Origin of the sequence: Streptomonospora nanhaiensis (assembly GCF_013410565.1) — a bacterium.
Classification (GTDB): Bacteria; Actinomycetota; Actinomycetes; order Streptosporangiales; family Streptosporangiaceae; genus Streptomonospora; species Streptomonospora nanhaiensis.
On sequence record NZ_JACCFO010000001.1, the window covers coordinates 6,190,911 to 6,203,062 of the forward strand.

General features: G+C 69.1%; 9 protein-coding genes and 1 pseudogene. 5 read left to right on the forward strand and 5 right to left on the reverse strand.

Annotated elements, in window-relative coordinates; translation table 11 throughout:
• Positions 1-417: 417 nt before the first annotated feature.
• The gene (locus tag HNR12_RS27315) at positions 418-1,326 is read left to right on the forward strand and encodes an NmrA family NAD(P)-binding protein (RefSeq protein ID WP_179770233.1); all 909 of its coding nucleotides are present in this window, start codon (positions 418-420) and stop codon (positions 1,324-1,326) included.
• 499 nt (positions 1,327-1,825) lie between these two features.
• Positions 1,826-2,920 carry a hypothetical protein gene (locus tag HNR12_RS27320; protein ID WP_179770234.1) on the forward strand — a complete coding sequence of 365 codons (1,095 nt, stop codon included), beginning with the start codon at positions 1,826-1,828 and terminating at the stop codon, positions 2,918-2,920.
• A gap of 126 nt (positions 2,921-3,046) precedes the next feature.
• Here the strand turns inward: HNR12_RS27320 and HNR12_RS28935 are convergent, their stop codons facing one another.
• The 3 genes and pseudogenes from HNR12_RS28935 to HNR12_RS27330 all read right to left on the reverse strand — a co-directional run bounded on the left by HNR12_RS28935 (position 3,047) and on the right by HNR12_RS27330 (position 7,205).
• Positions 3,047-4,648, reverse strand: coding sequence for a hypothetical protein (locus tag HNR12_RS28935; RefSeq protein WP_246425184.1), 1,602 nt, complete (start codon positions 4,646-4,648; stop codon positions 3,047-3,049).
• A 736-nt stretch (positions 4,649-5,384) separates the two neighbouring features.
• Positions 5,385-5,624, reverse strand: a pseudogene (locus tag HNR12_RS28940) (hypothetical protein); the annotation flags it as partial.
• 48 nt (positions 5,625-5,672) lie between these two features.
• Positions 5,673-7,205 (reverse strand): hypothetical protein, encoded by a 1,533-nt coding sequence (locus tag HNR12_RS27330; RefSeq protein ID WP_179770236.1) that lies wholly within the window; start codon positions 7,203-7,205, stop codon positions 5,673-5,675.
• Between the two features lie 266 nt (positions 7,206-7,471).
• Between HNR12_RS27330 and HNR12_RS27335 the strand changes: the two genes are divergently transcribed.
• Positions 7,472-8,179 carry a DUF2637 domain-containing protein gene (locus tag HNR12_RS27335; RefSeq protein ID WP_179770237.1) on the forward strand — a complete coding sequence of 236 codons (708 nt, stop codon included), beginning with the start codon at positions 7,472-7,474 and terminating at the stop codon, positions 8,177-8,179.
• Between the two features lie 323 nt (positions 8,180-8,502).
• Here HNR12_RS27335 and HNR12_RS27340 read toward each other — a convergent pair whose 3' ends face one another.
• Both HNR12_RS27340 and HNR12_RS27345 read right to left on the reverse strand, forming a co-directional pair.
• On the reverse strand, positions 8,503-9,039 hold the full coding sequence (locus HNR12_RS27340) for an NUDIX domain-containing protein (RefSeq protein ID WP_179770238.1): 537 nt from the start codon (positions 9,037-9,039) through the stop codon (positions 8,503-8,505).
• 53 nt (positions 9,040-9,092) lie between these two features.
• Positions 9,093-10,424: a transcriptional regulator gene (locus HNR12_RS27345; protein ID WP_179770239.1), complete on the reverse strand. Its 1,332-nt coding sequence runs from the start codon at positions 10,422-10,424 to the stop codon at positions 9,093-9,095.
• Positions 10,425-10,683: 259 nt separating this feature from the next.
• On the opposite strand from HNR12_RS27345, the gene fxlM reads away from it, so the two are divergent.
• Positions 10,684-11,904: a methyltransferase, FxLD system gene (fxlM, locus tag HNR12_RS27350; protein WP_179770240.1), complete on the forward strand. Its 1,221-nt coding sequence runs from the start codon at positions 10,684-10,686 to the stop codon at positions 11,902-11,904.
• Positions 11,905-11,944: 40 nt separating this feature from the next.
• A complete protein-coding gene (locus HNR12_RS27355) occupies positions 11,945-12,097 on the forward strand; it encodes an FxLD family lanthipeptide (protein WP_179770241.1) in 153 nt (50 codons plus the stop codon).
• Positions 12,098-12,152: the final 55 nt, after the last annotated feature.

Here is a 12,152-nt window from a genome sequence, read left to right on the forward strand (position 1 = left end):
GACGGCACGAGTGACGGCGGCGCGGCCGCTTCGGCCCCCGGCACCCGGCGGACCCCAGGCCGCGCCGCACCGCCCTGAGTGATCGTCACCCTCACCTCGTCTACGGCAGTGTCACGCCGCGTCGGAGGGGTGGACTCCACCGCGCGTACTGCCCCCGCGGAGCATCGGCCCGATGCCGCCGGCGTCGTTCCGCTCATCGAGGAGCGTGTCGCCACGGTTTGGCCGTTGCGGCGAGGCCGGCGAGGGGCCGGGGAGACGCCGCCGAGGTGCTCGGCCCGGCGGCCGCCGGCGCGATCAGGCCGGATGTCGGCCAGAGCCACCCGCGAGAGAGGTTGAACCACCTCCGCGGCACGCACCTCGCGCACAATCGTCCGGGCCGGCCGAGGCCCGGAGCTTACCGAGGAGAAAGACAACACCATGACCACCGCATCCACGATCTTCGTGGCCGGCGTCACCGGCCTGCTGGGCGGTCGGATCGTCAGCTCCCTGCTGGACGAGGGCGCCTCCGTGCGCGCGCTGGTCCGGCCGGGCACCGACGGCGGCAAGAAGGCCGCCCTCACCGCGCTTCAGGCCCGCGGACTGGAGATCGTCGAGGGGGACATCACCGACCCGGTGGAGAAGCTGGCCGCCGCGATCGGCCACGCCACCACCGTGATCTCGGCAATCCAGGGCGGCCCGGACCTGGTCATCGACGGGCAGGTGAACCTGGTGCGCGCCGCCGAGCAGGCCGGCGCCCGCCGCTTCATCCCGTCCGACTTCGCGGTCGACATCACCAAACTGGACGACGAGGACAACGTCATGATCGGCTGGCGCCGGCAGGCCGCGGCCGCGTACGGCGACACCGGCCTCGACGTGGTTTCCGTGCTCAACGGCGCGTTCTACGAGGTCATGATCGGCTTCCTGGGCCTCGTCGACTGGGCGGCGGGCACCGTCTCCCACTGGGGCGACCCCGACCAGCCGCTCGACATGACCTCGGTTCCCGACACCGCCGCCTTCACCGCCGCGGTCGCCCTCGACCCGCAGGCCAAGGGCACCCAGCGGTTCGCCGGTGAGGTGCTGTCGATGCGCGGGTTCCACCAGACCCTGGAGCGGGCCACCGGCCGCAGCCTGACCCTGAAGAACCTCGGCACCGCCGACGAGTTGCGCGCCGAGATCACCCGGCAGGCCGCCGCCACCCAGAACCCGTTCGAGTACGTGGGGCTGCAGTACCAGTGGTGCATGGTGACGGGCAAGGCCAAGTTCGACAACCTTGACAACGCCAAGTACCCGCAGGTGAAGCCCGGTTCGCTGGAGGACTTCGTCCGGCGGGCCGCGCCCCGGGTGTGACCCGGGCACCGCCGGCGGGAGCGACCGGTGCGGCGAACGCCGCCGTACCGGCCGCCGCCGGGCGGTGGCCCGCCGGGGCGGCGCGCGCTCCGCGCACTCCGGCGCCTCCATGCCTGCCCAAATGCTCGTCAACCGCGCTGAGCAGGGGCGGCTGCATGGGTAGCAGGGGGTCTGCAGCCGGGTGCACGAGCAACCGGACACCGTGGGACGCGGGACCGCCCGGCTGCGGGATAAGGCGTGAACACCGGCAGCTTGGACACCGCGGCGAGGCAGGACCGCTTGCCGCAGGCGGTGTCCGCTCCGGCAAACGGCCGCCGGCGCGCGGTTGCCGGGTGGGCGGCGCCCGGCCGGTTGCGAACGCGCCCAGACGAGGAACGAGGGGACGGCTGTGCGTGGAAACGACAGTGGTGCAGGGGGAGACGGCGCGGGACCTGCCACAGGGCCGGAGGACGTGTGGCCGGCGGATGTGCCGGAGGAGATCAGGCAGGCACATGCCGCCGTGGCCGAGTACCTGACCGAATCGCTGTGGCCGCGGGTACGGCGGGAGGAGGAATCCGGAGGGATCGCGCCCGGGACGCTGAACGTGCGCGCTGTGGGCCTCACCCTGGCAGACGAGTCCCGGCCGGCCGGTCGGGAGAACTACGCGTTGTCCGTCGCGCTCACGGAGCCGGCCACCGAAGAAGAGGTGCGCGGCGTTCTGGCGTCCCCTCTGGGCGGGGAGACGGCATCCCGGATCCCGATCCGCGTCGTCGTCAGCGAGGAGCCGCGACTGGACGTAGCGGTCAGCCCGCAGTACGAGGGAGCTTACGGCAAACGGGGATGGTGCGTCCGTGAAGCACCCTGCGGTATGTCGATCGGAACCTTTCGCGAATGCGTTCCGGGATACGTCGACGGCGGTACGTTGGGCTGCTTGGCGCGGGGAAAGTCCGGTGAACGCCGCGGACAGACATTGGGGCTGAGCTGCCGGCACGTCCTGGCGTCGAATTGGAACGACTCCGTCATCGGAGATCGCATCCTCCAGCAGGGTCGGTTTGACGGCAGTAAACCGGATGATCCCAAATTCGAGGTGGGCGTACTCGAGAAGATGAGCGATATCGTCCTGGACGGCAACACCAAGAACCTGGCCGATGCGGCGACCTTCGCGGCAAACGTGGATCAGCAGACCGGGAAACTCAGTGTCGACCGGAGAATCGTTGACGACGTGACGGGGAAATATCTCCTGGTCCCGCTCGGAGGGGACATCAAGAGCCCAGAGGACGGAATGAAGGTCGGCAAATCCGGCAGAACCACGGGAGTGACGTTCGGGTACATCTACATAATCAAGGAGACGCGGGCGTTCCAGAACTTCATGCACACGGGAAGGACGGCCGTCTTCAAAGACGTCATCGTCATAAAGAACCACCGGAAGGGCGAGCGCCCCTCGAAGCCGGGGGACTCGGGATCGGTATGGTGGACCGACGACGGGAAACGGAACCCGGTCGGCCTGCACTTCGCCGGAGGGGCCACCGTGGCCGACGAGTGGTGGCACGCCTACGCCTTCCCGATGAGAACCATCGTCCAGGTGCTCGATATCGAGTTGATCACCGGTAGATGAAGTTCCTTCTATTGGACGCGTGTGCCTTTCGGGTGCATTCGGGACTACGTTGCGGCGGGGTTGGAAATCGGCGCGTATATCGCGGGGGTGGCGCAGGCGCCTCGCGCTTTCCTGGTTCCTTCCCGATCATTTCTTGGCGGTCACGGTCGTGGTGATCGGCTGAGTCCTGGCGCGTTCGGTCTCCTTGTTGTTGGTGGCGTCCTTCTGGGTGAGTTTGGCGGTAAGGGTGATCTTGCCCGGGGCGGTGCCGGTGGTGGCCTTGATGGTGAGGGGCCTGTCATCGCCGGGCGGCAGTTTCCCTTTCCAGATGAGGTTGGTGGTGGTGGGTTTGGTGGTGTCGATGGTGAAGTCGGGGGCGTTCTCCTTCTTGACGGTGACGGTGGGGCCGGCGGCCTGGAGCGTGACGGTCAGAGTGAGGTCGGCGGCGGTGGACGGTCCGTCGTTGCCTATGGTGAAACCGTAGGAGGCGTCGCTGCCGACCTGGGTCTCACGGGTGGCGGTGTCGAGTCTGAGGGTGATGTCGGATCTGGGCGTGACCGGGTGGTCGGGGCTGCCGCTGGTGGCGGTGCCGGTGCCGGTCTCCGAACTGCTCAACGTCGCGGGAACACTGACGGTGGGAGCCGGCAGGTCGGGGTCGGCCTCGACGTCGGCGACGATCTGGGCGATGCCATCGGCGGGCAGGAGGCCGCGGGCGATCTTCCAGGTGCCTTTCGACTGGTCGACGTCAGTGGGTTCGCCGTTGAGCGTGGCTTGGCGAAGGGTGAAGGCGGAGGGGCGCTGGATGTCGATGGCGGCATCCTGGCAGTCCGATGGGCCTTCGTTGGTGACCGTGAAGACGAGCAGCGTGGGTTCGGTCGTGTCGCCGGGCACGATGGCGGGGGTCTTCTCGTAGGTGCAGCGCAGGGTGCGCTCCCGCGTCACGGTGAGGCTGACCGGCTGGTCCTCGGTGCGGCGGGTGGAGTCGGACCGGGCGTAGGCGTTCACCTTGATCGGCGTGGCGGGCGCGGACGGGAAGACGTACACCCGCGCTTTCACGTGTGCGGTGGGCGTTGTGTTGAGGTCGCGCAGTGGCACCCACACACCTCCGTCCAGGGCGCGGGGCCGCACGGGCGTGTCCGAGTCCGCCCAGGCCTCGATGATCCTGCCCTGCGCGATCGGTTTGACCATGACGCCGGCTCCGAACACCGGGTCGGTCCCGGTCTTGGTGGCCTGCCATGACACCGTGACGATGCCGCCCGCCTTGGCGGCGGCAGTGCCGGAGGCGGCGGCGAGGGTGAGCGCCGCGTTGGGGTTGACCGTCACGCTGGCGCTGCCCGAGGCAGCGGGGTTGGTGGTGTTCTTCTCCCTCAACTCCAGGCACGCCACGACGGTGTTGGTCGAGGGCGCCTTGCCTTTGAGCTCGACCGTGAGGGGTTTGTCCGGCTCCAGTTTCGGGATCGTCACCTTCGAGCCGGCGACGGCCTTGCCGGTGGTGTCGTAGAGCGTCTGGCCGGTCAGTTCGGGTTCGCAGGTGACCGTGGCGGTGAGGTCGTTGGCATCGGAGCCGTCGTTGCTCAGCGTCCAGGTGAAGGTGACGTCTTCACCGGTCTTGACGGCCGCCGCGGAGGCCTTGGGTTCCACCGCCAGGTGGTATTTGGCCTTGACCGCCGCGGTGACCGCCTTGGTGGCGGTGGTCGCGTTGTCCGCCGACCCCTGTGCGGTGACCGAGGTGAGCTGCTTGTTGGACATGGAGTGGTCGACGCGGACATGGGCCAGCGCCTCGAAGGACTGGCCGGAGTCCAGGTTGCCGACCCTCCACCACAGGACGTTGTCGGCGTCGGGTTGGACCTGGTCGGTGGCGTAGTCGAACGCCGCCTCCGACGTGGGGCAGCGGGGCGCGCAGCACCGCGTTCACCGCCTCAGTGGCGCCGGTGTTCTTGAGGGTCCATTTGTAGTAGGCCTTGCGGGTGGCGACCACCGCGCCCGGCATCTCGCCGTTCAGCCACAGGGTGGTCTTGACCTTCGCGGTGGCGGTCTTGGTCAGCTCGGCCGGTGTGGCGTTCCCGGCCTCGACGGTGAGCTGGGTGGTGAGCGCACCCGACGCCCTCTGCGCGACCCTGCCCTCCACCGTGATCCTGGGCGTGGTGTTCGCCTTGACGGTCGGCAGCGGCCCGGACAACCGGTTGCCCTTGAGGCCGGTCTTCACCGCGGTGCCGTCGACCTTGACCACCGCGGACTCCAGGCCTTCCGGAACGGTGACGGTGATCATGCCGTCCTTCATCGGCGAGGGCCCGCTGTTGGTCAGCTCCCACCGGAACACCACGTCCTTGGCCGGTTCGACGGACTCCGGCTCGGCCGTACCGTCCGACAGCGACCAGGTCGACCTGCGCCGAGGGCTGAGGGTGACCCATTTGGTCTTGGGCAACGCGTTCAGCGAGGTGACCGCCCCATAGGTCCGGTGCTCGGCGGGCGGGTCCGCGTCGACCTTGGCCGTGATCGTGAGTGTGCAGCCGGCGTTCTTACCCAGCGACTTCTCCCACAACGCGGCGGTCCGGCCACCGGTCTTGGTGCCGCCGCGGACGGAGGTGATCGTCAGCCCGGAGTCGAGCCGCACGCCCAAGGCGACCGCCTCGGCCGCGTTCTTGGAACTGGTGTTGGTCACCTTCCACGTGAACGTCACCGAGTCACCGGCCGCTGGGCTGGAGGGTTTACCCGAGGCCTTCAGGGTGAGCGAGGCGCGCTTGGCCTTGTCCTTGTCGCGGTTCCGGTTCTTTCACCGCGAGTTCGGGCTCTTACCGCCTCCGCCCCCGCCCTCGGCCTCCTCGCACAGCAGGATCGCCCCCAGGAGGATGCCGAGCGCGGCGAACAGCGAGAGGATGATCGCCCACTGCTCCAGCAGGGACTTCCAATCCGAGCCGCCTTCCGAGCAGTAGGCCACGGCGTCGCAGGTCAGCTTGGACGGCGCTGCGGGATCGAGGTTGTCGGCGGTGACGGTCGCGGTTGCGGTGAGCCGGTAGCCGTCGGCGTCGTCGTCGGCCGTGACCACCAGGGGCGGGGTCCACCCGCCTTCCCCGACGCCCTGGTCCTCGATCTTGATCTGGTACCTGCCGTCCGGCAGCTTCTTCGGGCGCTTGTCGGGGTCCAGGTCGTCGTACTTCGCGTGCAACTTCACCCGGTCGGGCAGCTTCACGGTCAGTACGATGTTCTTCGCGGTCGCCGGACCGAGGTTGCCCAGGTCCCAGGAGTAGAACAGGTCCGAGCCCGGCTTGACCGCCATCGGGGTCGCCACGCCGCTGTCGAGGACCAGGTTGCACGTGGTGGCAGGCAGCAGCGCCAACGCGCAGCTCGGACCGGCGGCGACCTCGGACACAGACCCCCCGAAATCGATCTTCTTCACGAAGAACCCGTCGGGGCCCTTGATCGCCTTCGGAGAACTCGGAAAGACTTCATCGAGATGAGAACTCGTCTCGTCCGGCAGTGCCTTCTCCCAGGCGACGGCCGAACCGTCTGCTTTTCGCGCGGCGGCGAAACCGAACACCGATATCTGTGTCACATTCGGTTCCACATGATGGCCGTACCGGGACGAGTTCTGGTAGGAGTAGCCCCAGGAATGTGCGTCTCCTGCCTCGGTAAGCGCCGTGAACAAGGGGTTGTGTCCGGTTGCCGCAATGGCTGACACCTTCTTCCCCTTGAGCGCTTCCGGCGGTTTGCACCTGCCGTCCTCGGGGCGCCCCGAGCCTTCGAGGTAATCCATGTGCAGTGTGTTGGACTCGGTGCGGACCATGAGGTAGCCGGCGCCGGTCTCTACGCTGAGGATGCGCTCCGGGTACTCCTTGTACCCGCTCCACTTCTCGCCGCCCCAGTAGTACGCGTACCTCCCGGACGCCGCGACGACATAACCGCTACCGGCGGCGACGTCGTCAACGACGTTGTCCTTGATGTACTGCGGTACGCGCTTTTTGAGTCCGTCGGCGATCCCGCCCTTGGGGCCCCACAGATGGAACCTGCCCGCTGTGTCGATCGCCGCGAGCAGGATGTTGTCGCCGCCGTTCTCGCTGCACGAGATCGTCGTGATGGTCCCTTGGACGTCCTCCGGGACCTGGTCCGCGATCCGGTAGGGCCAGGTGTAGACGCGCATGTCGCGGATTGCGGCGGCAACCCAGGAGTTGCAGACGATCTGCGACACCCCGCCCCGCTCGAGGTCACGGGGAACATCCTGCATCGGGCCGTTGCGTTCCCGGTATGCCACCCGTCCGGAAAGCACGTCTTCGACGCCACCGCCCGCATTCGGCTCAACCGCTGACATTTCCGATCCCCGATCCCCGAACGGCGTGCCTGCGAACAGAAGTCCGCATTTGAGCATCCCCGGCTCGTGAGAGGAGCAAGCGAGGCGGAGAGTAAATCATCAACAAAGGAGGACCGGCGCCCCGAGTTGGCGTCTCCATTTCGTCTCCATGCCCCCGGCGGGGGAAGGCCGTCTCCATGACCGGCCGCGGCCCGCGTCCTGGGTAGTGCTCACCGGCGAACGGCTCCCGTGTATGGCTGATGACCTGCAAGGGAGTGCGAGTCCCCATGTCGAGTCCGGCGTGGTCCCGCTGGATCACCACGACCACCGTCCTGCTTCTGGCCGCGATCGCGGCCGTGGTGTCCTACGCCCACATGTTCGAGTTGGCCCTGCGCCATGGCGAGCCGGCCTGGCGTGCGGGGCTGTTCCCGCTGTCGGTGGACGGCATGATCGTCGCGGCGTCGATGGCGCTGCTGGCCGACGCCCGTCAGGGGCGGCGCGGGGGAGTGCTGCCGTGGGCGCTGCTGGTGGTGGGCAGCGCGGCGTCGCTGGCCGCGAACGTGGCGGTGGCCGACCCGACACTGTGGTCGCGGGTGATCCATACCTGGCCGAGTTTCGCGCTGATGGGTGCCTATGAGTTGCTGATGCGCCAGCTCCGTGTCGCCGCCGGTCGCGAAGAAGCGGCGAGCCCACGCGGTGAGCACAGGGTGGGAGACGAGAACGAGGACACGGCCGCGCCTGTTGCGCGGCAGTGCGGCGGCGACGAAACCGCCTCTCTCCATGTCGTTGGTTCTGGCGGCACCTCCCGCAGCACACCACCGGCGCTTCCTCGGGTCCAGGTCGAAGCTTGGCGGTGGGCTCTGGAGCATCGCAGGTCGGATGGGTCTTTGCCGAGCGGAGGTGAGATAGCCGCGGCTTTCGGTCGGAAGCAGCGGTGGGGGAGGCTGGTCAAGCAGCGGGGTCGGCAGGGGCTGCTGGAGCCGTCAGCGGCGTAGCGTCTCAACGCTCAGGTCTGAGGGGGCGGATTCCCTGAAAAGCGGTGCGGGTGAGCGGTGGCTGTCGCGGTGAGGTTGAGGCCCCTCGACCTGGGGCCATAGGGGAAGGGCTGTCGCTGGCGGGTTGCGAGTGGGGGTTTCGGTGGGGCTTGTGCGGCTTATTGTTGATGTGATCGGAGCCAGTAGGTGTGGTTTTGATAACGGCCCGCGTTTGTGCAGTTCGTGAAGGGTGCTCCCCGCCTGCGCGGGGGTGTGCTCTCCACGCACGTGGAGGTGAAGGGCCAGGCCGCGGCGGCTGGAACCGTCGCCGATATCGTTGTGCGTCAGTTCCTGTTCCGGGTCGTGGCGTAGGCGTAGAGCAGGGCGTTCATCGACGTGCCGGCCACGATTTTTTGCTGGGCGACCAGTTCGGGTATGGACGACAGCGGTACCCACTCGATGCGTTCGGCCTCCCAGTCCTCCGCCGGATCGCCTACGTGCTCAGCCGTGTCGGCGAGGAACACGTGGTGTGCGGAGTCGCTGATGCCGGGGCTCGGTTGGACGTAGAGCAGGGGGCGCAGCGGGCCGGGGCGCCAGCCGGTCTCCTCCTCGACCTCGCGGGCGGCGGCCGCCGCGGGCGCCTCGTTGTCGTTGACGCCGCCGATGGGGATCTCGTATCCCCAGGTGTCGGTGATGAAGCGGTGGCGCCACTCCAGCAGCACCTGGTTGCGCTCGTTGAGAACGACGGCTCCGGCCCCGGGGCTTGTGCGGATGAGCCGGTGCTGCAAGTGCCGGCCGCCGGTGATCTCCACGTCGGCGATGCGGATGTCCAGCCACGGATCGGTGTAGAGCGGCTTTTCGGAGTGGACGGTCCAGCGCATGGGGCAACTCCTGGGAGCGGCGGGCGGCGTCAGCGGCGTCGCCCTTTAGGACATCACACCCCGAGGCCGAGTTCGGCATCGGCGTGCTCGACGAAGTCCCGCACATCGGGCTGGTCGCTGCGCGACGCCAGCGCCGTGCGCACGGACCGCAGGCGGTCGTGGAGCCGCCCGGACTCCATTCCGCGGACCCGTCGCAGCATCTGCCGGGCCGGTTCCAGCGCCTCGTCGACGCGGCCGCGCTGGGCGCGGATGAGGGCAAGCCCGGCGTAGCGGTGGACCTGGCCGCGCAGGTGTGCGCTGTGCGCGGTCAGCACCGCGTCGTGGGCGTAGCGCTCCGCGGGAGCCAGATCGCCCAGCCGCCGCAGGGCCTCGGCGTGCTGGGTCTCCAGCAGACCGGGCTGCACGTAGGAGGTCTCCTCCGGCTCGGCGTCGGCGCGGATGCGCCCGGCCATGGACTCCGACAGCGCCATCTGGGTGTGGCAGGACTGCCGATCGCCCATGCGGGCGAACGCGCGGGCCTGCATCGTGCACAGGTCACTGGTCAGGGCGGGGGTGAGGGCGCCCTTGGCGGCGCGGAGGGCGGTCTCGCAGTACTGGATGACCAGCCGGTACTCGGCGGCGGCCATGGCCTGGTTGGACAGCAGGGCCACCACGTAGGCGCCGAAGGCGCGGTCGCCGCTTGCCTTGGCCATGCGCAGCGCGGCGAGGAAGTAGCGCTGCGCCAGAGCTTGGCGCGATACGTCGTAGGCGCAGATGCCGGCGAGTGCGGTCAGGGAGCCGACCGCCCGGTGCAGGCGGCGGCCGGTGGAGTCGGAGTAGGCGGCCGAGAGAAGGGGCGTGGCGTGTTCGGTGAGGAACCGGGCCAGGCGGGGGCGGACCGGGATCCCGCCCGCTCTGCGGTACATCTCCTCGTAGCGCCGGCGTGCACTGTGCAGCCGTTCGATGTCGGAAAGGCCGATCGCCGCTCGTCCTCGCCGGGAGACGTCACGGTCGCCCGGCGGGTTTTCCCATTCGAAGAGCGGCAGGATGACGCCGGCTCCGCCCGCCGGCGCCACTCCGGCCAGGAATCCGGCGTCGCGGGAATCATGGCGCCACATCGCCTTGGTCCGGGTGAGCACCGCTTCCAGGTCGGGTGACGCGGTCGCTGCGCGGGGGTCCAGGCCGGCGTCCGCAGGGAGAACGGTGCGCCCCAGGCGGCGGGAAAGAATGTCGCAGATGACCAGAGGGGCACGGCCGCGGGGGAGGGCGTGGTCGCGCACCCACCGGGCGACGGCGGTGTGGTCGTAGTGCGTGCCCAGCACCTGGTTGACCCGGATGGCGAGCCCGGCGTTGGAGATCCCGGCCTCGCTGATCAGCCCGGCCAGGAGGATGTTGGGCTCGCCCATGCCGATGCCTTTCCATTCACACCCCGTGTGAAAGGGGCGCCACACCCCGCGCGTTCACGCCCTACCGGCGCGCGCCCTTCGACGATATCTCTGGACACACGGCAGGACAGGGCTTCTCGCCGCATCCCCTCCAGCAAGGTGGGACGGGGAAGGGCGGATGAAGCGGAAAGCCCCGGTTGAACGGCTCATGCGTTCCGCGGCAGGCCCCAGACCCGATCAACGAGCGACCGCGCCGCCATGACGACCACAAAGGACCTCGATGCCCGCTACCTCAACCGCGAACGCCGACCAGGCTCGACAGGACATGGTCGACACCCTGCTCCGCCTCCAGACGGAGTGGAACATGACACCGATCTCCGCCCGGGTCGAGGAGGTCCTGCGCAAGGTCCCCCGCCACGCGTTCGTCCCCGAGGCGTCACTGGCGGAGGCGTATGAGACCGACTACGCCGTTCCGATCCGGCGCGCCGAGGACGGGCTGATCACCAGTTCGATGTCGGCGGTGCGCGTCCAGGCGATGATGCTCGACCAGGCCGGCCTCGAACCCGGCATGCGCGTACTGGAGATCGGATCGGGCGGCTACAACGCCGCCCTCGCCAGCGAACTGGTCGGGCCCGCGGGCGAGGTCACCACCGTCGACATCGACGCGGACGTGACCGGCCGCGCCCGCCGCTACCTGGACGCCACCGGGTACGGCAACGTCCGTGTGGTGACCCGTGACGCCGAGTTCGGTGTTGCGGAGTTTGCCCCCTACGACCGCATCATCGTCACCGTCCGGGCCTGGGACCTGCCCCCTGCCTGGACCGCGCAACTGGCCGGCGGCGGACGACTGGTCGCGCCGATGCGGCTGCGCGGCGTAAGCAGGACGGTCGCCTTCGACCTGGCCGACGACGGCCATCTCGTCAGCCGCCCCGACCACCACCTCACGGTGTTCGTGCCCATGCAGGGAGCCGGAGCCCACGAGGAGCGCGGGATCGCCGTGCAAGGGGAGGACATCGCCCTGTACGACGTCGAGGAGAGCGTGGACGTGGCGGCGCTGCGGGCGGCCCTGCACGGACCCCGCGCGGAGTTCTGGCCCGGTGTGGAGTTCGTCTACCCCGACCGGATGCACCTGTGGACGGCCGCCCACGCCGACCGGCACGCCACCCTGCACATATCCGGTGACGTGGTGGAACACGGGCCGGCCGGCCGGGTGGCCCAGCGTCCGACCCCGGTGGTGCTCGCCGACGGCGGGAGCGTGGCGGTGCGGGCCAAGCGCGCAACGGGTGGTGGCCGGTTCGAGACGGGGGTGTTCGCCTACGGCCCGCACGGGCGGGAGGCGGCCGAACACTACGTCGACATCCTGCGCGCCTGGGCGAAGCGCAAGGACACCATGGCCCGCATCGAGGTGTGGCCCAGCGGAACACCGGATGCCGACCTGCCCGAAGACCGGGTCCGGGTCCTGGACAAGCCGCACACGCGCACTGTCCTGTCCTGGCCTTGACATCCCCGCCAGGGGCCTACGAACACGAGAGGAAGCAGCCATGCAGTATCCGGCAGCCAACACCGACGCCGAAGCCGACCCCTTCGACCTGGACGTTGAGGTCGTCGAGAGCGGCCCGCGTCTGGACGCCCTGCTCAACCTGACCGGGGACAACTGCGGCACGACGTGCGAGAGCGCCTGCACCTCGTGCTGAGAACCGAGATGGTCACCTGCTGAGACCCCGGTGCCGCCGATGGCGGCACCGGCCC